14 protein-coding genes are annotated in these 23,107 nt (G+C 58.5%); 1 reads left to right on the forward strand and 13 read right to left on the reverse strand.

Translation table 11 applies throughout. From position 1 onward, the window contains the following. Positions 1 to 24: 24 nt before the first annotated feature. The 9 genes from ACFSKT_RS28035 to spoIID all read right to left on the reverse strand — a co-directional run bounded on the left by ACFSKT_RS28035 (position 25) and on the right by spoIID (position 16,068). Positions 25 to 6,156: an Ig-like domain-containing protein gene (locus ACFSKT_RS28035; protein ID WP_377776372.1), complete on the reverse strand. Its 6,132-nt coding sequence runs from the start codon at positions 6,154 to 6,156 to the stop codon at positions 25 to 27. A 79-nt stretch (positions 6,157 to 6,235) separates the two neighbouring features. After that, on the reverse strand, positions 6,236 to 9,862 hold the full coding sequence (locus ACFSKT_RS28040; RefSeq protein WP_377776373.1) for an immunoglobulin-like domain-containing protein: 3,627 nt from the start codon (positions 9,860 to 9,862) through the stop codon (positions 6,236 to 6,238). A 259-nt stretch (positions 9,863 to 10,121) separates the two neighbouring features. Next, on the reverse strand, positions 10,122 to 10,460 hold the full coding sequence (locus ACFSKT_RS28045) for a DNA-directed RNA polymerase subunit beta (RefSeq protein ID WP_377719056.1): 339 nt from the start codon (positions 10,458 to 10,460) through the stop codon (positions 10,122 to 10,124). A gap of 16 nt (positions 10,461 to 10,476) precedes the next feature. Further along, positions 10,477 to 11,298 carry a flagellar hook-basal body protein gene (locus ACFSKT_RS28050; RefSeq protein ID WP_377719057.1) on the reverse strand — a complete coding sequence of 274 codons (822 nt, stop codon included), beginning with the start codon at positions 11,296 to 11,298 and terminating at the stop codon, positions 10,477 to 10,479. A gap of 49 nt (positions 11,299 to 11,347) precedes the next feature. Further along, positions 11,348 to 12,205: a flagellar hook-basal body protein gene (locus ACFSKT_RS28055; protein ID WP_377719058.1), complete on the reverse strand. Its 858-nt coding sequence runs from the start codon at positions 12,203 to 12,205 to the stop codon at positions 11,348 to 11,350. Positions 12,206 to 12,447: 242 nt separating this feature from the next. Beyond that, complete coding sequence (gene mreB, locus ACFSKT_RS28060) at positions 12,448 to 13,443, reverse strand: rod shape-determining protein MreB (protein WP_377719059.1); 996 nt, start codon at positions 13,441 to 13,443, stop codon at positions 12,448 to 12,450. Positions 13,444 to 13,546: 103 nt separating this feature from the next. Then, positions 13,547 to 13,834: a sporulation transcriptional regulator SpoIIID gene (gene spoIIID, locus ACFSKT_RS28065; RefSeq protein ID WP_148929602.1), complete on the reverse strand. Its 288-nt coding sequence runs from the start codon at positions 13,832 to 13,834 to the stop codon at positions 13,547 to 13,549. Between the two features lie 202 nt (positions 13,835 to 14,036). Beyond that, a complete protein-coding gene (locus tag ACFSKT_RS28070; protein ID WP_377719060.1) occupies positions 14,037 to 14,789 on the reverse strand; it encodes a peptidoglycan DD-metalloendopeptidase family protein in 753 nt (250 codons plus the stop codon). Between the two features lie 91 nt (positions 14,790 to 14,880). After that, the gene (gene spoIID, locus ACFSKT_RS28075; RefSeq protein WP_377719061.1) at positions 14,881 to 16,068 is read right to left on the reverse strand and encodes a stage II sporulation protein D; all 1,188 of its coding nucleotides are present in this window, start codon (positions 16,066 to 16,068) and stop codon (positions 14,881 to 14,883) included. Positions 16,069 to 16,372: 304 nt separating this feature from the next. On the opposite strand from spoIID, the gene ACFSKT_RS28080 reads away from it, so the two are divergent. Next, positions 16,373 to 16,768, forward strand: coding sequence for a VanZ family protein (locus tag ACFSKT_RS28080; protein ID WP_377719062.1), 396 nt, complete (start codon positions 16,373 to 16,375; stop codon positions 16,766 to 16,768). A 70-nt stretch (positions 16,769 to 16,838) separates the two neighbouring features. Here the strand turns inward: ACFSKT_RS28080 and murA are convergent, their stop codons facing one another. The 4 genes from murA to ACFSKT_RS28100 form a co-directional block, all read right to left on the reverse strand. Beyond that, the gene (gene murA, locus ACFSKT_RS28085) at positions 16,839 to 18,287 is read right to left on the reverse strand and encodes a UDP-N-acetylglucosamine 1-carboxyvinyltransferase (RefSeq protein ID WP_377719063.1); all 1,449 of its coding nucleotides are present in this window, start codon (positions 18,285 to 18,287) and stop codon (positions 16,839 to 16,841) included. Positions 18,288 to 18,491: 204 nt separating this feature from the next. Next, a complete protein-coding gene (locus ACFSKT_RS28090) occupies positions 18,492 to 18,749 on the reverse strand; it encodes a DUF1146 domain-containing protein (protein ID WP_377719064.1) in 258 nt (85 codons plus the stop codon). A 1,145-nt stretch (positions 18,750 to 19,894) separates the two neighbouring features. Further along, positions 19,895 to 21,466: an NADH-quinone oxidoreductase subunit N gene (locus ACFSKT_RS28095; RefSeq protein WP_377719065.1), complete on the reverse strand. Its 1,572-nt coding sequence runs from the start codon at positions 21,464 to 21,466 to the stop codon at positions 19,895 to 19,897. Then, on the reverse strand, positions 21,463 to 23,088 hold the full coding sequence (locus tag ACFSKT_RS28100; protein ID WP_377719412.1) for a complex I subunit 4 family protein: 1,626 nt from the start codon (positions 23,086 to 23,088) through the stop codon (positions 21,463 to 21,465). Before ACFSKT_RS28100 ends, ACFSKT_RS28095 begins: the two co-directional genes overlap by 4 nt. Positions 23,089 to 23,107 lie beyond the last annotated feature (19 nt).

The following is a 23,107-nucleotide window of genomic DNA, read 5'->3' on the forward strand; positions in this document are numbered from 1 at the left end:
TGCATGGCGACCGAAGTCGCGCGGTTATGGCGTATGTCTGCCCATGAATTGATAAGAGCCTCTCGGATAAAGCGTGTACTCTCCATTCTGTGAATAAGTCGTGGAGCCGCTATAGATGCCGGCCTTGCGCACGAGCGTTCCGCCGTTTGGCAAAAATGGCGTCTTTGCGTTCGGGTCGCCGAGCATGTCCACGATGACACCATTCTTCTTCAGCGCGATCGCAACCACCACATATTGACTTGGATTGTACGCTTGCACTTCCAGATTGTAATACTGCGCCACAGTAAGATCGAAAAAGTCATAGAAAATATTGTTGATGGCAATCGCCGGCATACCTCGATATAAATCACTGGCAAACGGCGTGTTCTGGATGGTCACCGTATTCGTGCTCTTCTGGAGCTGATAGACATCGATTGAGTAGCCGCCGACCTTTGCATTCGGATCGCCATTCGGGTTCGAAAACATCTCAATGGCAATACGGCCATCTCCGCCATCGAGGTATTCGCTGAAATACAATCCCGACTCGCCTTGCGCTTCGATTATCACCTGAATGACCACCGCTTGACCGTTGGCTCCGATGACCCACGTCTTAAGGCCTTGCATGCCATCCCATGTCCAACTGGTTCCATGCTGCGTAACCGGTCCGGTAATCGTGCTGTCCGGCGTGCCGGTGTAGACCGTGAAGGACGTCTCGCCCGGAAATACCGCCGATAGGTCAACCGTAATCGGATCCTTCACGCCGGACTTCGTCCGGATGGTCATGTTGCCTCCTGTAGCCAGCGGCGCGGTTCTAACCTGCAGGTTATACGTGGCTTGCCCGCCATTGCCGTCGGTCGCGGTAATCGTCAGCGTCGCCTGACCGACCCCCGTTCCCGGGCGAATGGTCATCGTAGAACCGTTCACCTCAGCTTGACCGCCTGCCACCGAGCTGCTCACAACGCTGAACGTCAGTGCGTCCCCATCCGCATCCTCGAAGAGCTGCGAAAGGTCGTAGGTACGGTCATTGGTAACGCCTGGCGTTAGCACCTGGGTATAAATCGCGCTGACCGCCGTCGGCGCTTGGTTAGCCTTCAGAATCACCGTAACCGCGAAGGTCAAGGTGACGCTAAGCTGATGAGGGTCGGTTGCCGTCAGTGTAATGCTTGCCGTTCCCTCCGCCACCGGCTGGATGCTCAACTGATTCCCGCTAATCAACAGCGTTGCAACGGATGGATCAGATGAGACCGCCGTATAGCTAAGCATATCGCCGTCGGGATCCGCGAAGACATTCGCCAAGTTGACATTTGCGTCCGTCTGGCCCAGAGGTACCGTCTTGTCCTCTACAGGATTCGCGGCGACCGGCGGCCGGTTAACGACGACCTGAATGGCAGCCGCAGCAGACAGACCGTAGCCGTCCTTAGCCGTTAGGACGACTGCCGTTGATCCGCCTGTCAACCCTTGAATGGTCAACTGCTCGCCATTCACGCCCGCCGTCGCGATCGCCGGATCCGCCGGTACCGCCGTAAACGTCATCGTCTCTCCGTCCGGCTCTTGGAACACGTGCGCTAAATCAATGCTCGTATCCGTACCGCCGATGTTCACGAGAAGGTCGGATGGCGGATTCGCCGCGAGCGGCTTGCGATTGACTCGCACCTCGAAGGAGGCGGATTTAGCAAATCCATTCGGATCCGTCGCGGTCAACGTGATTGTCGCCACGCCAGTCGCGTTGCCAGCCAGCGTCAATTGCCCGCCTGCCATGGTCGCCGTCACGACGGCCGTATCCGAGGATACCGCTTCGTAGCTAAGCGCTTCTCCGTCCGGATCGATGAAAGCTGTTGCCGCGTTCAGCGCGGATTCGCTCTCGCCGACAACGATCAAACGATCCGTTAGCGAGAGATTCAGCATTGGCTGCCGGTTCGTCTTCACTTGGAAGACGGCCATTTCGGCTAAGCCATTCACGTCCGTCGCCGTTAAGGTAATCTCCGCCGTCCCTGCCGCAAGCGCATCGATGCTGAGTCGGGCGTTCGCCAGCGAGACGCTTGCAACGGCCGTATCCGACGACTCGGCCGCATAAGTTAGCGTCTCTCCATCCGGATCGCTGAACACGCTCGTCAGGTCTAGGCTTGTATCGGTCGCGCCTAGAATTATCGTCTTATCCGTTGGCGGCAGATCAACCACCGGCTTGCGATTGACTTTGATTTGGAACGCAGCCGTCCCCTTGAAGCCGTTGACGTCCGTTGCGGTCAGCGTGATCGTCGCCGTGCCCGTCGCTACGCCTGCGACTGTCAACTGCGAACCGTTCAGCGTAGCCGAAGCCGTGCTGGAATCCGAGGATTCGGCATCATAGGTCAGCGCATCTCCATCCGGATCGCTGAATACGCTCGCCAGATCAATGGCCGACTCGCTATCGCCGACCAATAGCAACCTGTCCGCGGGTGCTCCCGCCGAAACCGGTTGACGATTGACCTTCACCTGGAAGATAGCCGTCTGCGCCAGGCCATTCACGTCCGTCGCCGTTAAGGTAATCTCCGCCGTCCCTGCCGCGAGCGCATCGATGCTGAGTCGGGCGTTCGCCAGCGAGACGCTTGCAACTACCGTATCCGAAGACTCGGCCGCATAAGTTAGCGTCTCTCCATCCGGATCGCTGAACACGCTCGTCAGGTCTAGGCTTGTATCGGTCGCGCCCAGGTTGATCGTCCGGTCTGCCGGTACAAGGTCCGCCACTGGCTTCCGGTTAACCTTCACCTGGAACGCAGCCGTCCCCTTGAAGCCGTTGACGTCCGTTGCGGTCAGCGTGATCGTCGCCGTGCCCGTCGCTACGCCTGCGACTGTCAACTGCGAACCGTTCAGCGTAGCCGAAGCCGTGCTGGAATCCGAGGATTCGGCATCATAGGTCAGCGCATCTCCATCCGGATCGCTGAACACGCTCGCCAGATCTATGGCCGACTCGCTATCGCCGACCAATACCAGCCTGTCCGCGGGTGCTCCCGCCGAAACCGGTTGACGATTGACCTTCACCTGGAAGATGGCCGTCTGCGCCAGGCCATTCACGTCCGTTGCTGTTAAGGTAATCATCGCCGTCCCTGCCGCAAGCGCATCGATGCTGAGTCGGGCGTTCGCCAGCGAGACGCTTGCAACGGCCGTATCCGACGACTCGGCCGCATAAGTTAGCGTCTCTCCATCCGGATCGCTGAACACGCCCGCCAGGTCTAAGCTTGTATCGGTCGCGCCTAAAATTATCGTCTTATCCGTTAGCGGCAGATCAACCACCGGCTTGCGATTGACTTTGATTTGAAACGCAGCCGTCCCCTTGAAGCCGTTGACGTCCGTTGCGGTCAGCGTGATCGTCGCCGTGCCCGTTCGGCTCGCTTGAATAGAGAGTATGGATCCGTTCAACGCTACCGATGCCGTCCCCGTATCGGAGGAATCCGCCTCATACGTCATGCTCTCTCCATCCGGTTCCCGAAAAATGCTGGCCAAATCCAAACGCGCATCATTCGTCCCTTGAAGCAGGAGCAGGTCCTGCGGCTGAACCGCTACAGCCGGATTGCGGCTGGTTCTCAACCGAAACACCGCATGCTCTGACAGGCCATTACGGTCGGTCGCATACAGGGTAATGGCCGTCACGCCCGAAGCGAGCGCCCGAAGCGTCAGTTTCGAGCCGTTCATGGTAACAGCCGAGATAGAGGCGTCGGCCGCCTCCGCCCGATACGTCAGCACGTCGCCCAACGTATCGGCGAATACGTTCGACAGATCCAAGCTCGCATCCTCGCTGCCCACCGGCAGCGCCCGATCGACCGGCATGCTGGATACGATGGGCTTCGTATTGACCGTCACGACGAAGTCTGCAGAGACCGTCAATCCGGCTTCGTCCTTCGCCGTCAGCGTGACGGAGGCCATACCGCCCGCAAGCGCTTCGATCGTCAGCCGCGTTCCGCTCAGCGCGGCCGATGCGACTGCGGGATCGGCCGACGAGACCGAATAGGTCATCGTTTGGCCGTCCGGTTCGCCGAATACGGTTGCCAGATCGCTGCTCGTGTCCGACTGCCCCAGATTCAGTACGAGATCCGCAGGCGCATTCGCCACGACCGGCGCCTGATTCGGCACTGTTAGTTGGAACGATCGGAGAATCGTCCCGCCCTTGCCATCGACCGCCTTGAGGGTGATGGTCGTGACTCCTACTTTCAATGCTTTGACGGCAAGTTGGTCATGATTCGTTCCCTTAAGCTCAATGGCGGCTATCTTCGGATCCTGAATAGTCGCTTCATATGCGAGCACATCGTTATCGACATCCATAATCCATTGGTTCAAGGGCAGCAGCAAATCGCTCACGCCAATCTTCAGGCTCTGGTCGGACACCGCCGCGTCCGCAGGCGCCGTATTCACGGTAACGAAGAAGCTGGTATTCGTCCTTTTGCCACGAAAATCGTCGACCGCCACCGAAATCCGCGCTTTGCCGCCTTTCACGGGTGCATAGGTCAGTACGCCATCCACGTTGGCCGTCACTTTGAGGATGCTCGGGCTTGCCGAGCCGACTGCGTAATTCAGCAGACTCTGTTCGTTATCTTTAAAATGAGGCACGAGATTATACGTGAGTCCCGTATCGGTCAACTGGATGATTTGATCGGCGATCGGAGTGACCAGGTAAGGCGCCGTATTTACCGGCTCCGCCATCGGCGCGGATGCCGCGCTGACGCTGGCCACGGCCGATGTCGGTACTCCCGCGCCGAGCGCAACCGTGGTCACGGTCACATTCGGCGATACGCTCACTTTCGCGGCGGGATCGGTTACCTGCAGCTTATTCACGGTACCCGCTACGTTGAGCGTGACGGCGGACGGCGATTGAACCGATAACGTGGATACATTCGCCGTTCCGCTCAACGTCGTCGGCTGCGTGTTGGTGACGACGACCGTATCGATCGTCCCTTGCAGTTTGACCGCCGAGGCCCCTTCCGCCAGCGTAACTTGCGGCAATTTAACACCGTCGGCCGCCGTGATCGTCGCGTTCGTATTGACGTTCACGTCCCCAATCGTTGTCGTGCCGGACGCTACTACGCGGACCTCCTTTTTGCCGACAATCATGTTGCCCAGTTGCGACGACTCGAACACCACCGTATTGCTGTCGCCGCCAAGCACCTCGGTCTGTCCGGAGACGCGAAGGCCGGAAGCGTAGAAGTCGTTTTGCACCTCGGGACTAATCGACAAATTGCCTTTCACGTCGAGCTTGCGAATGCTGATGTAATCGCCTGATACCGTCAAGTCTCCGTCAATGACGGACGCCCCGCCTTCAAGAACCAGGTTGCCGCTAAACTCGGCATATCCCGTGCGCGCGGGCTTACCGTCCGCGACGATTGTCAGCGATCTGATCCGATTGACGGTATTGCCGGACGCCTCGAACTCGATGCGCGCTCCCTTGAGCACGGTCGCATTGCCGGCCGTAATCAGCTTCGAGACGCCCGCTCCGACGGCATAAGGGATGCCGTTGATCCGCACGCGCTTCCCTTCCACGGCGCCGATCGTGCTTGCCCGATCCGAAGGGTAGAAGGTATTTAACAACGCCAATGCGGCCTCTTGCCGGATAACCGTGCCGGTCGGCTCGAAGACATTACCGCCGCGCATATTCAGAATCTCCAGTTCGACCGCTTTTTGCGCGGACGCGCGAGCCCATGTCTTCACGTTCGCCAGATCGGCAATCGGCGTCGGCTCCGCTTGACTTGCTAATGGCTCCACGCCCGACGCCCGAAGCAGCAGCACTGCTAGCTCTTCGCGTGTGACCAGGGCAGCGGGATTAAACTTCCTCTTGCCGTCTCCAAGCATGATGCCAGACTTGCGCACCGCTTCTATTGCGGGAGCGGACCATCCCGAAGCCTTGACGTCGGCATATGCCGACACGTTCTTCGGTGCCGGGAGCTGCAAGGCACGCTGAATGATAACGGCCAGCTCCTGGCGCGTGAGACCCGCTTCTGGGTGAAAGCGGCCATCGGCTCCGCCGCTAAGCAAGCCTTTCTGGACGGCTGTCAGGATGGCCGTCTTCAGATTGGCGGGGACTTGATCCAAGTCCTTGAAGGACGGCTCGGCGACCTTCAAGGCAGGGTTCGCCGCCTTTACGGCTAATGGCTCTAGGGGGGCAGCGAAGGCGACCATTGCGGCCAGACTAATCATAAGAAGTTTTTTCACGGTGATTCCTCTTTGTCGTAAAATGACAGCCTTAGCTCGTTGAGGAACTAAGGCTGCTTGAACCGATGGGCGATTGCCGCTATTCTACGCCGAACTTACCCAAATCTGCGCTGTCCGTATTTTGGGGCTGAACTGTCCATTGGGCAGAATCGTAGGTTGTACTGCCGATGAAGGTAGCCGGGTCGCGTCGCTGGCTGAACTGCGGCGTCAGATAGACCGTATCGATCAGTTGATCATCGCAATATAAGGCGACCATGACCGGATCCGTGCTCTCAAGATCGAACGATAGAAACGTATAGTAGAAATCCGAATCTGTAAAATCGCCTAGACTGTTGGCTACGACCAATGTTCCGCCCGCTGCGATCTCCGTTCCGTTCACCTGCGAGAAATCAACTTCCTCGCCGCCGATGAGCAGCTTTATGCGAGAATATGACACCGCATCCCCCGTCGGATTAAAGAATTCGATCGCTTGCGTAAAGCCTTCTCCCCAATGCAGCTCGGAAATAAACAACTGTTTGGCTTGCACCGTGCCGGATGTAACCGTGATATTAAACATCAAGGTCGCTATCCCGCCATTTCCGTCATTGGCCGTGAGCGTAATGGTAACCGCGCCCGTGGCGCTGGCCGTGATGTTGAGCTCATCATTGTTGATCGTAACGGTCGCAATCGACGCGTCCGAAGACACCGGAACGATAGTCAGCGAGTCGCCGTCCGCGTCCGTGAATACGCCGCTTAACGGGATCGGACTAATCGCATCGCCTAGTACGAGGGTCTGCGCCCCGATCGGTAGCGCGACCATTGGAGCTTGATTCGCGAGTTTGGATACCGTCACCGTGTACTCGCGCGTCTCGCTTGCTCCTCCGCGGGCGATTGTCGCCGTCAGCTTCACCGTCGCGTCCGCCGCGGTGTAGGCGGGGCGCACCACCGTGCCGTTCGTCGTTATGACGCCAGGCGCATCGCTTGCCCACGTAATCGTCGTGCCGTTCGCTCCGCTCACCGACAGCGTCAGCGCCTGCGTAACGTTGCTCGCCGCGTCCCCGCTTGCGTAGCCGATGGCGAGCGACGCTTTATCCAGCGCTACTGCCTCGGCGTCAGTCATCTGCGCTTTGCTTACTGTCACCGTGTACTCGCGCGTTTCGCTTGCACCGCCGCGGGCGATCGTCGCCGTCAGCTTCACCGTCACGTCCGCCGCGGTGTAGGCGGGACGCACCACCGTGCCGTTCGCCGCGATCGTGCTCGGCGCGTCGCTCGCCCACTTAATCGTGGTGCCGTTCGCTCCGCTCACCGGCAGCGTCAGCGCCTGCGTAACTTTGCTCGCCTCGTCGCCGCTTGCGTAGCCGATAGCGAGCGCCGCTTTATCTAGCGCTACCGCCTCGGCGTCGGTAATCTGTGCCTTGATTACCTTCACCGTGTACTCGCGCGTCTCGCTTGCACCGCCGCGGACGATCGTCGCCGTCAGCTTCACCGTCGCGTCCGCCGCGGTGTAGGCGGGGCGCACCACCGTGCCGTTCGCCGCTATGACGCCAGGCGCGTCGCTCGTCCATGTAATCGTCGTGCCGTTCGCTCCGCTAACCGGCAGCGTCAGCGCCTGCGTGACATTACTCGCCGCGTCGCCGCTTGCGTAGCCGATGGCGAGCGACGCTTTGTCCAGCGCTACTGCCTCCGCATCAGTCATCTGCGCCTTGCTTACCGTCACCGTGTACTCGCGCGTCTCGCTCGCGCCGCCGCGGGCGATCGTCGCCGTCAGCTTCACCGTCGCGTCCGCCGCGGTGTAGGCGGGGCGCACCACCGTGCCGTTCGCCGCTATGACGCCAGGCGCGTCGCTCGTCCATGTAATCGTCGTGCCGTTCGCTCCGCTAACCGGCAGCGTCAGCGCTTGCGTCACGTTGCTCGCCGCGTCGCCGCTTGCGTAGCCGATGGCGAGCGACGCTTTGTCCAGCGCTACTGCCTCCGCATCAGTCATCTGCGCCTTGCTTACCGTCACCGTGTACTCGCGCGTCTCGCTCGCGCCGCCGCGGGCGATCGTCGCCGTCAGCTTCACCGTCGCGTCCGCCGCGGTGTAGGCGGGGCGCACCACCGTGCCGTTCGCCGCTATGACGCCAGGCGCGTCGCTCGTCCATGTAATCGTCGTGCCGTTCGCTCCGCTAACCGGCAGCGTCAGCGCCTGCGTGACATTACTCGCCGCGTCGCCGCTTGCATAACCGATAGTGAGTGCCGCTTTATCTAGCGCTACCGCCTCGGCATCTGTCATCTGCGCCTTGATTACCGTCACCGTGTACTCGCGCGTCTCGCTCGCTCCGCCGCGGGCGATCGTCGCCGTCAGCTTCACCGTCGCGTCCGCCGCGGTGTAGGCGGGGCGCACCACCGTGCCATTCGTCGTTATGACGCCAGGCGCATCGCTTACCCACGTAATCGTGGTGCCGTTCGCTCCGTTTACCGGCAGCGTCAGCCCCTGCGTGACGTTGCTCGCCGCGTCCCCGCTTGCGTAGCCGATTGCGAGCGCCGCTTTATCTACCGCTACCGCCTGCCGGTCTAATTCATCTTGGGAGACGGATGGCGTTGTTGGCGCGGATGGCGTTGATATTGACGTTATCGGAGGCGTGACGGCGATCCCTTTGTCCGTCTCCACCTTTCCGATCTGGCCCCGCACCTGATCGTAATTCGCAATTACGCTCGACAAGCTCGCTCCATCGGGGATGATTAATTGTTCGATATGTATACCCTTACCGAGCGTCACCTTCGCGCTTGGCGAAATAATCAACGCTGAAACACTGCCGCCCCCGGTGATCGATACATAGTCCCCGGAAACTTTCAATTGTCCGCCGGCCGGCATACCAGCCGTATTCAACGGAACGGGCGCGTTCGCGCTCCCCGTGGACAAGATCTCCAGCTCGGATAAATCCTTCACATTCCGCACCGCTGTCTTGTATCGCAGCACCGCGCCTTCCAATGCCGCTACATTCTCTCTGTTCAACAGCAGTTGGCGCAAATCCTCCGTAACGAGCGTCGGCTTGCCGTCGACGAAAATCACGTCGCCCTCGATCTTCGTAATGATTCCGGTCGTCTCCCTTTCAGGGAAAATATCCACGAGCAATTGGGCGATGTCTTGCCGCTGGAGCGGCTTCTTCGGTGCGAATCCGTCGCCATCCGCATCCATCAGTCCGAGCCGAAGCGAAGCTTCCACCGATGCCTGTGCCCAACGTCCCGCGGTACTCAGATCATTCGCTTGGACGGCGTTGCCCCCCTTCGTCCCGAGACCACCCACGACGCGCACCAAGACAGTCGCCAGTTCTTCACGAGATACGCCTTGCTCAGGGTGAAAGCTCGCCCCCGTGCCGCCCATCACCCCCTCGTTTTTCACCGCTTCTATGTACTTCACGGCCCAATTGCCCGATTCGATGTCCGTAAACGTGGACGACTTCGGCGTGCTGACGTCTAATTTGAGCGCTTTCGCCAACAATACCGCCAGCTCTTGCCGAGTTAACGTCTGCTCCGGCCGAAACTCGCCGTTCGGGTAACCCGTTATCAGACCGAGCGCAACCGCTTCTCGGATCGCCTTCTGTTTCTCCATTGAAATGGCCTCGATATCGGTAAGAATCCCCTGCCGCGATTCAAGCTTGCTCTGCTGCGCGTTGACCGCGCTTGGGCTATAGATCGAGGTCATCATCAACGTGGCCACCAGTACTATCTTCCATCCTGCTTTCAAGAGCGTACCTCCCCCAACTGCTTCAATGCTATTTATATCGGTCTCGCGCTATGAAAATTGAAGCAAAATGTCGTTTTTCTCCCATCTACTACATGATAAATGGCACAATTCGACAAAATCTACTGCTATTTAATAGCGCATTGGATACATTCCCCTCTCATTTTAGCACCATTCATAGATCTTAAGAACTACTCAAGATGATTTCTAAGCACAAAAAAACCGTTTAACGCGAGAATCCGCGATAAACGGTTTTATTAGGCTATGCATTTGAAAAAACAAGATCGTACATATGCTTCCACGTGGACCACTCGAACACGTCCTCGCCCGAACCGCCGCCGAGCTTCGTGTAGCCGATGTACAAGCCGCCCAGGAGCGCGGCGAGCAACAGGAGCGGCACGATGCTTTTGCGCAGCACCCACAGCAGCACGCGAAGCGCCGGATGCCTTCGGGCACGCGCTTCACGCTTCTGCTGCTTCTTCGTGCGTCCGTTGGACTTGCCGGCAGCCGCTTCCGAGCCGCTCTCCTGCGGCGCGGAGGCGGCACGCTCCGCCGCCGCTCCCAATCCTTCAAATACAACCGTGTCGTTCTTCGTATCCATCCGTAACACTCATTTCTTACGCGCGCAGGTTGTTGGCCAGCCCCATCATCGTGTCACTGGACGTTAACGCCCTTGCCGTGAGCTGATACGCCCTTTGCACGGTGGTCAATTCAGTCATTTCATCCGTCAAATTTACGTTGGACTGTTCCAGGAACCCTTGGCGAATCGAAATATCGCCGCCAACGCCTCCCGTGACGTCCGTCAATACGTCGGCGACGTTCAAGCTGTCGCTTACCGCATATAAATTATCCGCGACTTGCGAGAGCATGGCCGGCTTCTGCGCCTGTACCAGGCGAAGCTGGCCGATCTCTTCGAATTCGCCCGCCTGATTCTGGGTCACGATCGTGCCGTCCGGGTCGATCCGGACGGACTTGGCGTTCGTCGGCAGCACGATGCGGTTGCCGTCCGCGCCCACGACCGGATAGCCGTCCTTCGTCGTCAAGATCGCTTCACCCGCCGCGTCGTTCGTCATCTGGAACGCGCCGTTACGGGTGTAGGCCCGCGTGCCGGCGTCATCCGTGATGACCTCGAACAGTGCGTTGCCCGTTATCGCCAGATCGTACGGCAAGTCCGTCTGCTGCAGCGGACCTTGCGAGAGATCCGGCTGGATCGACACGAGGCGCGAGCCCCAGCCTTGGTTCAGACCAAGAGGCGTGCGACGACCCGGTTGGGCGAACTCGTCGGGCTGCTGCGTCATCGTCGTCAGCAAATCCTCGAAGGATGCCTCTTTACGTTTATATCCTACCGTATTCACGTTCGCGATGTTATCCGCCAGCAGGTCTAATTTCTGCTGCAAGCCGTTCATCGACACCATGGCGTTGATCATCGAGCTGTTCATGCTGCATGCCTCCTAATAATTTGATGACGACTCTGATCCGGAACGGACATTAATTGACGCGGCCTACTTCGTTGACGGCTTTGTCCAAGCTCTTGTCGTAGAATTGGATGACCTTCTGGTTTGCCTCGTAGGCGCGCATCGCCGACATCAAATCCACCATCGACTGGGCGGAGTCCACGTTCGAGCGCTCCAAGTAGCCTTGCCGCAGCTCGACGCGCTCGCCGGCTCCGACAACCTGCGCCTGCTCGTCCCCTTGCAGGGCGAATTGGCCATTGCCGGCGCGTACCAGGTTGTTCGGGTTATTGATGCGAGAAATCATGAATTGGCCGACCTGCTCGCCCGTGAGCGGATCCACCAGACGGAAATCGCTTGTGACCGTCAGCTTGTCCATCGATTGATCCGGCGCCAGCCGAATCGGGTTGCCGTCTTGGCCCATCACCTGCGAACCGTTGCCCGTCGTCAAGTAGCCTTGGTCGTCCACCGTAAATCGTCCGCCGCGCGTATAAGTCGTCTCTCCGGAGGCATCCTGTACGGTAAAGAACGCTTGCGGCTGGTACGTCACCTCGCCGTCTTCGGATACGGACTTGCCCGACTCGTCGAACGCGACGCCCGGTAATTCGATATCCGACATGAGCGCGAAATCGGAAGAGCGGTTCGTCTGCATGAGATCGCCCTGCAGCTGCACGGATAAGCTTTCTTCGGCGAAAACGCCCGTATTCAGGCGGCCGATCGGCGTCTTGCTATTGCCTTCGGTCAAGGCAATCATCATCTCCGGGAACGAGCGCGTCACCGCGTTGGACTGCTTGTACCCCGGCGTATTAATGTTGGAGATATTGTTCGTCACCGCGTCATGGCGGCGCTGTTGAGCCGTCATCCCCGCCGCTGCCGTATATAAGCCTCTTAACATGAGGTGATCCTCCCCGTAGTGCCTCTGGCGGATTCCCCGCAGTGGCAAGCATAATAAGCGTAAGTCTGGCTTTCGATATCTGTTATATCGGCACGCATCCGTTCTAGTTGAATAGCTGCAACACGTCTTTTTGCGTCCAATCGGCGCCTCGGCGCGCTCCCCTTAAGCGCCCTACCCGCGCCGACACTGGGCTTGTCCGCCCTGCCGACCTCTACGTTCTGCCAGAAGTTGCCGCTCTTATACTATCTTTTTCGGGGCGACCGGTCCAAATAATCGAGCAGCAGGCCTGTCCCTTTGACGACGCAGTGCATCGGATCTTCCGCGATCAGCACCGGTACTTTCAGTTCTTCCGCCAGCAGTGCGTCCAGTCCGCCCAGCAGCGCGCCACCGCCGGTCAGGATAACACCGCGGTCGATAATGTCCGCCGACAATTCGGGCGGCGTGCGCTCCAGGACGGATTTCGCGGCCGCGACGATCGAGGACACCGGCTCCCATAACGCTTCGCGCACTTCATCAGAATGAATCGTCACCGTCAACGGCAAGCCGGAGACCATATCGCGTCCGCGGATGTCGATCTCTTCCTTGCGTCCGGTGTCGTATACCGTGCCGATCTTGATCTTGATATCTTCGCTCGTCCGTTCGCCGATCAGGAGCTTGTACTTATTCTTGATATACCGCATGATCGCGGAGTCGAACTTGTCCCCCGCGACCTTAATGGAAGAGGCGGTCACGACGTCGCCCATCGAAAGGACCGCCACATCCGTCGTCCCGCCGCCGATATCGACGACCATGTTGCCGCTCGGCTGGTAAATATCCATGCCTGCGCCAATGGCCGCCGCTTTCGGCTCCTCTTCCAAAAAGACGTCTTTGGCTCCGCTGCGTTCAGCCGCTTCGCGAATCGCCTTCTGCTCCACGGATGTAATGTTCGTCGGCGCACAGATGAGAATGCGCGGACGGCTGTACCAGGAGCGGCCGCCAATCCGGTCGATGAACGCCTTGAGCATGATCTCCGTAATCTCGAAGTCGGCAATGACTCCGTCGCGAAGCGGCCGGATGGCGATGATATTGCCTGGCGTACGGCCTACCATCCGGTGCGCTTCTTCGCCTACGGCGAGCACGCGTTTCGTCTCGCTCTCGATCGCGACGACCGAAGGCTCATCGAGTACGACGCCCCTCCCTTTCACGTGAATGGACACGTTCGCCGTGCCTAAATCAATCCCGATATCCTTGCTAAACATACGTCTGAAATCCTCCAAAGCGAATAGTTGTCGATCCGAGTAACATATCGTACAGTATTCGCTAAAATCAACGAAATTCCTCTATTCTTGTAGAAAAAATCGCTTACGTTTTTGCCGCGGCCACCACTTCGCGCTTGCGTCCCGTGCTCTTCTTATACTTGATTTTGGTGGCTTCTCCGCCTCTGAGGTGCCGGATCGATTTGTGATACTCCAGGATGTGTTTCACCTGGTCCGCCAAATCGGGATTTATCTCCGGCAAGCGCTCGGTTAAATCCTTGTGCACCGTGCTTTTGGACACGCCAAACTCCTTGGCGATCGTCCGCACCGTATGCTTCGTTTCCACGATGCACCGGCCGATTTTGATCGTACGCTCTTTGATGTAGTCGTGCACGCTCCCGCCTCCCTACTCGAGATAGTTTGGTACATTATATGAGGGGGGCGGGTAGATATTCTTTGTGGTCAAGCGTGACAAGCCCAGGAATGCAAATATTTTCATGACAAGGGTCGTTTCGGCCGAAAATAACGCAAGAGCAGGGGGATCCCCTGCCCTTACGGCAAGCCGGCTGACCGGCTTGCTTCGAACATGCATTCGCTTATTCGGCTTGTTGGTCCAGCAGCGTGCTCGGATTGACCGCCGTGCCATTCTGGTATACCGCGAAGAACAGGTGGTTGCCCAGTTGACGCTCGATTTCGTTGCGGCCCGCTTTGGCGATGATCGCGCCTTGCTCGACTTCGTCGCCGATTTTCACTTGGACGTCGCTCAAGCTTTGGTAGACCGTCTTCAGTCCGTCCGCGTGCTTGATTTCGACGATGTTGCCGTTCGTCGGATGTTTATCCACCAAGAACACTTTGCCGCTGAGCGCCGCCGCTACGTCGAAGGACTTGTCGCCTTCCGCCGCCGCAAGGCTGATGCCCGTGCTGCCGACGATCGTGTCCGCGCTGATCTGCACCAGCGCGCTCTCGCGCTCTTCTTTGGTTGCGTTGATGTCATAGAACGATCTGGCGACCTTCACCGCATTGCGGTCGGCGACCGGCCACTGCATCGTCTCCGTGCCGGACTTCACGATAATCTCTTCTTCTTCTTCAGTCGGCTGCGTCGTCGCTTCCTCGGCCGTCGTACCCGGCGTGGTGGCTACAGTATCCGGCGTAGTCGACATTGTCGGCGTCTCGTCCGGCCCCTGATAGACCCACATTAAGGTTACGATAATTGCCGCCGCTGCCATGAATGCTGCCGGTGCTGCCCATTTCTTGGAGAACAGTTTTCTCCAGGCGGATGTGTTGGCGTTGCTGGCTCCCACTACGTTTTTAGGAGCGTCTTGCGATGGTTTTTTGTTTTGATCATTCATTGTTTAATCACCTCATCAAGCATTGTTGCCAGAAGCTAGCAGTTTATACGTGAGGCTTTCAACAATTTCAAGCTTGTAAGTTTGCAAGTTGCTAGAGCCCCTTGGGTAATTTGGACACCTGCTCCACCTGCGTGCCGGAATAGTAATGGAGCAGGATGCGCTTGGCGTCCGCGCCGGCTTGCGCCATCCCGTTCGCGCCCCATTGGCTCATGCCGACTCCATGCCCGAATCCGTAGGTCGTAATATGAATCTCGCTGCCGTCCAGCTGCCAGGCGAATTGCGAGGAGGCTAATCCTAGTTTCTCGCGAAATTCCCGCCCGCTCAGTTTCTCTCCGCCCACGGACACCGCCGCGATACGCTTGCCCTCGGTCCGCTCCAGCACCCGCATGCGGCTGATCGCGCTCTTCTTCACGCCCAGCTTGTCGGCCAAATCGGCGATCTTCATGGTGACGGTCTCTTTGTATCGCGGGGAGATCGCCTTGTCCCACGGGCTGGCGACGCTCTTCAAATACGGCACGTCGAGCGTCCAATAGTCGGCCGCGTTCTCGGTGTATCCATTGCTCGTGGAGAAAAACGCGGCCTGGATCGGCTCCCCCGCGTACGTGATAATTTGCCCCTTCGTCTCCTCGACGGCCCGATTCAGCTTGGCGAGATTGTCTTCTTTCTGCTGTCCCTTCCAGCGGGTCAGTAGTTCCGCCATCGGAATATATACCTGATGCTGGACCGTATTCGTCACGTTCGCCCGCTCGTCCGGCGTTCCGCTGCGGTCCCCGCTCATTAATCGGCGGTAAATGTAAGTCCGCGCCGCGATGGCTTGCGCCTTCAACGCTTCCAATTCAAAATCGATCGGCATCTCGCCCGCCAGCACGCCCCGCACGTAGAGCTCGATCGGGAGGCGCTCGATGCGATCGGTTTCGGTGATGTATACGCTCACGCGGAGACGTTCGTAGTCGGTGAGGGTCTTCGTCGACGCGGACGGTCCTTTTTCGGCCCTTGAGGACTGACCGTTCACGACCGGTTCCGAGGACGCGGATGCCGGCTGATCGGGAGCTTGTCCCGTAGAAAGCTTCGGATTGTCCGATCTCTCGGGCTCCAGCGGGGCCGATTCCTGTATCCCCATCGACCCGATCGGATCGAACGCGGCAGGCTGCACACTAGGAAACAGCAGCCCTTTGACTGCGCCAATCATCAACAGACCTGCCGCGAAACCCGCCCACCAACGCCACCTGCCCGCGCGAAAGCCGCGGCGTCTCGATAATGGCCATTTGACCCGGTTCACGCTCATCTCTCCTTCCTCGCTTCAACAGCATAGCGGTCGCCTTTCCTGCACTATAAGCCTATGAAGCCCGATGATAGGATAGAACGCAATAGAGGCCTCCACGATTTGTCAGTTTAAGGGGAAAATTTGAGAAGCCCGTCGGTGTGTGCTATAGTATTGCACTAAAGATAGGCAGATGCGGCTTTCTTGCATGTAGGTTGGCGTTCGCGCCCTATGTGGCAAGCTGTCCATAAGATGCGTTAATACTAGAGAATATAGGGATATAAGGGGTATTTCGATGCGGCAAGAGGTGATTCCAGTGCGAATGATAGCGATTATGTTGTGGTGCGGCGTTCTCTTCGTGGGGACCTGTACGGTCAGCGTGAGCCTTCTGATCAGCGATTTTTACGTCCACTTTGACTTTACGACGCACGGGCGTCTAACGGATTTATTCCTGATGGATATCATGCCGGAGAGCGACTTGTACGTCATTCAGAAAATCGGTCACGTCACCGGCTTCTTCATTCTGTCGCTGCTGCTGACGAAAGGCGGCAAACAACCGTCCGGGCTGATCTGGGCCGTGTTGTATGCCTTGTTGACCGAACTCCTCCAGCCCTTCTTCAATCGGGATGGGCGGCTGATCGACGTCTTGATCGACTCCATCGGGATCTTCAGCGCTTACGGGTTGTGCCGCTTGCTGCGCCGGCGCCAACGGCTGTAGGATCGCTTACTCGAGGCAAAAAAAAGAACCTCCATACCTGGTATGGAGGTTCTTTCGTCTATTCGTTCGCTTACGTCACAGCCCATGTCGGCTGCGGCTTCAATCGGCTAACGTCCTTGTCGCGTTTCTTCTCGGACACGCTATCGGAGGCCAATGCGGCCGTCAGAACCGTATCCGCTTGCGCCGCTACCGCGCTCACGGCCGCTTCGATGCCCGAAGCCAGCGTCTGCAGCTTCTCGGATGCCGTCACCGCATCCGCTGCCTGCTCGACGCGCTCGATGATCGCGCCCAAGCTGGCCAGCTTGCCCGTAATATCGACGTAACCGCGGTCCACGTGGTGAATGCCCGTGACCTCTGTCTCGCCGTCGGCGACGAGCGCCGCGCATACGAGCGCCGCGCCAGCGCGCAGATCCGTCGCGCACACCTTGGCGCCTACAAGCGGCACGCCGCCGTTAATAATCGCCGTGCGGCCTTCCACCTTGATGCTGCCGCTCATCTTCATGAACTCTTCCACGTGCATGAAGCGATTCTCGAACACGGTCTCCGTGACGACGGAGGTACCTTCCGACACCATGAGCAGCGCCATCATTTGCGACTGCATGTCGGTCGGGAAGCCCGGGTAAGGGAGCGTCTTCACGTCGACGCCCTTCAGCGGCTTGCTCGCCCGCACATGAAGCCCCGTGTCCGTCTCGGTGATCTCGACGCCCATCTCTTCCATCTTCGAGATGACCGGCGCCAGGTGATCAGCGATCGCACCTTCCACGTGTACGTCCCCGCCGGTAATCGCCGCCGCGATCATATACGTGCCGGCCTCGACCCGGTCGGGAATGACGGTGTGGCGAACGCCCGTCATACGCTCGACGCCCTCGATGCGAATCACGCCTGTGCCCGCGCCGCGAACGATCGCGCCCATGGCGTTGAGATAGTTCGCCAGATCGACGATCTCCGGCTCCTTCGCCGCGTTCTCAATGGTGGTCGTACCCTGTGCGAGCGCCGCGGCCATCATGATATTCTCGGTCGCGCCGACGCTGGCCACATCAAGGTAAATTTTCGCGCCTTTCAATCTTCCGTTCGCGCGCGCTTCGATAAAGCCATGGCCGAGCGTAATCTCGGCGCCCATGGCCTCGAACCCTTTGAGATGCTGGTCGATCGGCCGCGTGCCGATGGCGCATCCGCCCGGCAGCGAAATTCTCGCGCAGCCAAGCCGCGCTAGCAGCGGCCCCATCACGAGGAAGGACGCGCGCATTTTGCGTACCAAATCGTAAGGCGCTTCATATGACGACAACTGCTGCGCGGAGATGCGCATGGTTTCGTTCTCGTATGATAGACTTGCCCCGAGTGCGGCAAGCACTTGTTGGATTGTATTTACATCGTCTAGGAATGGAACGTCGGCGATGACGCTTTCTCCATCTTGTGCAAGTAACGCGGCCGCGAGTATCGGCAGTACAGCGTTTTTAGCTCCGCTGACACGAACGTTTCCGACTAGTCGCTGACCGCCGCGGACGATTATTTTGCTCATCTTTAAGTTTCCCTCCGCGCGCAGTTTTTCTTTACCTATAACTGGCACCCAAACAGCGCCACTATTCCTCATCATATCATCGTGATACATAAGTCGACAAGCGTTAATTTAAATCTGTCGAATCATGTAAATAATAGTTGTTCGTAAGCCAAAGTTCTTTTCGTACCGTCATGTATTACCCATTGTTGACATGTTTCAATGTTGTTATTCGACAAGTCCCCGCAGCAGGTTCGACCATTGCCAGTAATCCAGGACAAACCGGGCGAACTGGTGTCCCAAAATAACGGCCAACATGATTTGGAGCGTTTTCGTATGTACGCTGCGAGCCCGCTTCATAAATACGTCGAGACGAATCTCCTGCACGACGAACCAGGCCACCGTAATGCAAATTAAATCGATAATGATGTAAAGAAGTCCCTGCATGCCGGCTCTCGCCGCAAAATCGTTTACAACCGCGTCCATTTCTTAGCCTCCGCCTTTATTGCTCGCGCGCTCTCGGCCGCTTTGCCATCGTTTCATTATAAACAGAATGCGCGCGGTATGCCAGTAAGGAAAAAGGCCTGCCTTAGATACCCGTATCATGCTTGAAACGTCTGGCGGATCGTCTGTTAAGTGCACCTGCCTCGCTCAAACAAGCTTTGCCGGAAGCGCCCCAGGATGTTAGACGATAGTCGCCAAGAAAATGTTTCCGCCCCTTCCTCGTTGTGTATCGCGTACAACTTGCCCCCGCTGCATGCCTTCGGTTCGCAGTCATCTCGCTCACCGAATCTGCAGCCAATTCAGTCGACGAGGGTGGGGTTCGCGACCTTGATCGCGATATCGGTCCAATACCGAAACCATGGGTCAAAAGAACCAGGAGTTCATGACTTCGCAATCCTTCGTGCCTCCTGAGGCGCCGCAGATCTGTTTACCTGACCGATGCTGCTAGAACCGCCCCAATCTCAAACTCCACTTTAACTCCCGATTTAATCGGCATTGTACGCACTACGTTTGAGCATGAAGGCTATCCGATATCCTTATGTCCTTGCGCCCCTCACTGCTTAGGTCTGTCTAGGTGTTACTCCATTGCCCTGGCCATTCCCTTGACCACCGGCTGAGGAGCCCTTATTCGCGCCGCCAGTTCGCCTGACCTTTATCTTCATGCGGCTCCATGCGCGTCCTCCACGGGCGATCGTCCCGCCTTGGATGCATTGCTGCGCGTCAATCTGGTGATCCTGATCTCCATGGAATTTGGTTCATCATACTGAGCCTTTAACCCGCAATTTGTTATTATGAAACTTTTCGCCCGATAAGTCCTCTTATCCCCAAGACAGCCATATTAATTATCGCTAAAGACGCCTCTCCAACGCCTCCATTATCTTGTAAATCTTACCAATCTATGCGAAGTTCCTCACCTTTATACCATGCAAATCGCCATATTTTTAGGGAGTTTCTCTAGCATGCGAGCTAGCAATATCTCGCAATTTCAAATCGCGGTCGACGATTCTATTTCCGACTGCAAGAGTGTTCGATACTCGGCAGTTTCTTGTCATAGCCGTGTCGAGTTCACAAAAAAAAAGACCTTCCCCTCCCGAGGAAAGCCTCTCTACCCCTCTTCGACGTACTGCTTACCGAATCAGCAGATCGCCAACAATCGAAAAATGCGCGTTGACCAGGTCGAACACCATGTCCGGCCAAATGCCTAGGACCACCGTCCCGACCACGCAAATCCAAATGACGGCGCCTGTCGCGCCCGATACGGGGACGGTCGTATCCTCGCCTTCGGTGCGCATGAACATTTGCCTCGCAATCGCGAAATAGAAGTAATACGAAATGACGCTGCTCGCGGCCATGATGGCTACCAGCCAATACGCGCCGGATTGGGCCGCGCCGAATAGAATGAACAGCTTGCCGAAAAATCCGCCGGTCGGCGGCAGCCCCGCCAGCGAGAGGAGCAGCACCAGCATCGCGGTCGCGGTCCACGGCGCCCGGTGATACAAGCCGGCGAAACTGCCGAACGTTTCATCGTCCGTCGCCTGCGTCACGGCCGCCACGATGGCAAAGGCGCCGATCGTCATGAGCGCGTACACGAGCAAGTAAAAGATCAGTTCGCCGAAATTCGAAGCGTGCATGCCTTTCAGCGATAATCCGATCGGCACGAGCAGGTAGCCGGCATTCGCGACACCGGATAACGCGAGCAGCCGTTTCAGCTGCCGCTGTCGAAGCGCCGTCAACGTCCCGATCAGCATCGAGGCCGCGGCCAGTACGAGCAGCAGCAGGAACGTATCCGCCGCGACGTCGTCGTCCGGGGAATCCGCAAAAAAGACGATATTGTACACGATGCGGAAGACGACCGCGAGCGCCGCCCCTTTGGACACCACGGCCAAGAAAGCCGCGACCGGCGACGATGCCCCTTCCACAACATCCGGCGCCCAGGCGTGGAACGGCGCGGCCGCGATTTTGATGCCGAACCCGGCAACGAGCATGAACAAGCCAACGCCCAGCAGCGGCGACAGGCCCGCGATGCCCTGCGTCTGGAAGACGCCCGCGATCGCGCCGATGTTCGTCGACCCGCCCACGCCGTACAAATACGACATGCCGAACAATATGAACGCGGACGACAACCCGCCGGTCACGACGTATTTGAACGCGGCCTCCGCCGACTTCGTCCCCAGCTTGCGCATGCCGACGAGCACGTAGGTCGTGACGCTGAGCAGCTCCAAGCCGACATACAGCGTGATGAGATCGCCCGAGGACACCATGATCATCGCGCCGACGACGGCCGGCAGCACCAAGTAGTAATATTCGCCCCGGTTGGGCGTCTCCTCCCGCTTCATCGCCCCCATGCTCAGGAGAACGACGAGCGCGGCGGCGAGCAGGAAGAGGAGCTTGAGCGTACTGGCAAAATGGTCGATCCGGTAGCTGTCCGCCAGCACTCGAATCACGCCGCTGCCGCTGGTCCCCTCTGCCCGCGTATCCGCCATCTCCAGCATCCGCCACACGACCAGCCCGCCGGATCCGAGCAGTCCAGCCAGCGTAAGCCAGCCCAACTTGTTCCTGCCGAACGCGCTCGGAAGGATGAGGTCGATTAGAATAAGCAGCAGCGCCACGACGATCAGCAGACCTTCCGGCGCCAAATAGAACGCATCGCTCCACGTGAAGGCGCCGGCCGTCACCGTTGTCTCTTGATTCGCGATCACGACGCCTCACCTCCCGGCAGCAATTGAATGAGCGCGTCGAAGCCATGCGCCATCGGATCGGTCAGAATGGCCGGATAGACGCCGACGAGCACGATCAGCGCCAGGAGCACGATCATCGGCACCGCTTCGATCCATCTGGCATCACGCAGCGCCGTGAACTTCTCCGGAAGCGGACCGTACGTAATGGCCAGCACCGCGCGCAGCACATAGACCGCCGCGAGGACGACGCCCAGCACCGCGATGGCCACGATAATCGGCTGCGTGTCGAACAGACCGAGCAGCGACAGAAATTCGCCAATGAAACCGGATAACCCCGGCAAACCGAGGGACGCCATGCCCGCCGCGAGCAGGACGCCGCTCATGAACGGCATGCTGCGGGCCAAGCCGCCGAGCTGCGCAAGCTCCGTCGTGTCCGTCCGCTCTTGCAGGCTGCCGACGATCAAGAAGAGCAGCGCGGAGATGAGGCCGTGCGATACCATCTGCACGACGGCGCCCTCCAGCCCGATCTCGTTCAAGGACGCCATGCCGAGCAGCACGATACCCATATGGCTAATCGAAGAGTAGGCCAGCACGAGCTTCAGATCCTTCTCCGCGATGGCCAGTATCGCGCCGTACAGGACGTTGACCGCGCCTAGCACCGCGATCGCGACCGCCGCCTCGCTCGCCTGCCCCGGGAACAGGAAGAGACCGAAGCGCAGCAGGCCGTAGGCCCCCATTTTGAGCAGCACGCCCGAATGAATCATGACGACCGAAGGCGGCGCCTCCGCATGCACGCGCAGCATCCACGTGTGGAAAGGCGCGATCGGCAGCTTGATCCCGAAGGCGACGAGCAGGAGGAGGAAAATCGTCCAGCGCATCGCCTCGGACAGATAGAACGGATTGAGCACCGTCGTCATCGCGGTATCGCCGCCGGCGGCCGGCGCCTGATTGATGAACGAATCCGGGTTCACGAAGCTCTCCTGCAGCACCGCGTAGCTTCCGCTATATTCGAGCCGGAAGCCTCCCCCGCTCCCCGTCTCCACCTGATGGAAGCCCGCCGTGACCGTCAGCAGTAGGAACGCGACCAGCATGATCGCCGATCCCAGACCGTTATAGATCAAGAACCGGCTGGCCGCCTTCTCCCGCCCGAAGAACCCCCAGATGCCGATGAGGAAGAACATCGGAACGAGCGTCAGCTCGAAGAAGATGAAGAATAAGAACAAATCCCGCGCCATAAACACGCCCAGCATCCCGATTTCGAGCAGCAAAAACCAAAAGTAGAACGCCTTCCACCGTTTCTTGATATGCACCGAGGCCAACGCCGCCATCGCGCTCACGATCGTCGTCAGCAGCACGAGCGGCAAGGATACGCCATCGATGTCCATTTGGTAGGCCAGCTTGAACGAATACGACGCCACATCGCCCACGGCTTCCTTATTGAGCGAGACATCTACCCAGGTGACCGACTCGCCGTACCCGGACATGCCTTCGGACGAGCGGATGCTCGCATCCGCATAGAGCCATAAGGAGAGCGCGAGCGGAACGAGGGTTGCGGCGATCGCCGTTATTTTCAGCCAACGGCTTCGCTGCTTGGGCAGCACGAGAAGAAGGAGCAGCCCAAGCAGCGGCGAGAAGGTGATCATCGATAGAATCGGCAGTTCC

This window comes from Paenibacillus xanthanilyticus, assembly GCF_042682185.1.
GTDB lineage: Bacteria > Bacillota > Bacilli > Paenibacillales > Paenibacillaceae > Paenibacillus_Z > Paenibacillus_Z xanthanilyticus.

Bases quoted from the DNA above. Each gene is read 5' to 3' on its own strand.
- ACFSKT_RS28045 (WP_377719056.1), bottom strand. From the start codon at position 10,460: ATGGATACGAAGAACGACACGGTTGTATTTGAAGGATTGGGAGCGGCG.
- mreB (WP_377719059.1), bottom strand. From the start codon at position 13,443: ATGTTTAGCAAGGATATCGGGATTGATTTAGGCACGGCGAACGTGTCC.
- ACFSKT_RS28080 (WP_377719062.1), top strand. From the start codon at position 16,373: ATGATAGCGATTATGTTGTGGTGCGGCGTTCTCTTCGTGGGGACCTGT.
- ACFSKT_RS28055 (WP_377719058.1), bottom strand. From the start codon at position 12,205: ATGTTAAGAGGCTTATATACGGCAGCGGCGGGGATGACGGCTCAACAG.
- ACFSKT_RS28100 (WP_377719412.1), bottom strand. From the start codon at position 23,088: ATGATCACCTTCTCGCCGCTGCTTGGGCTGCTCCTTCTTCTCGTGCTG.
- ACFSKT_RS28050 (WP_377719057.1), bottom strand. From the start codon at position 11,298: ATGAACAGCTCGATGATCAACGCCATGGTGTCGATGAACGGCTTGCAG.
- ACFSKT_RS28090 (WP_377719064.1), bottom strand. From the start codon at position 18,749: ATGGACGCGGTTGTAAACGATTTTGCGGCGAGAGCCGGCATGCAGGGA.
- ACFSKT_RS28070 (WP_377719060.1), bottom strand. From the start codon at position 14,789: ATGAATGATCAAAACAAAAAACCATCGCAAGACGCTCCTAAAAACGTA.
- murA (WP_377719063.1), bottom strand. From the start codon at position 18,287: ATGAGCAAAATAATCGTCCGCGGCGGTCAGCGACTAGTCGGAAACGTT.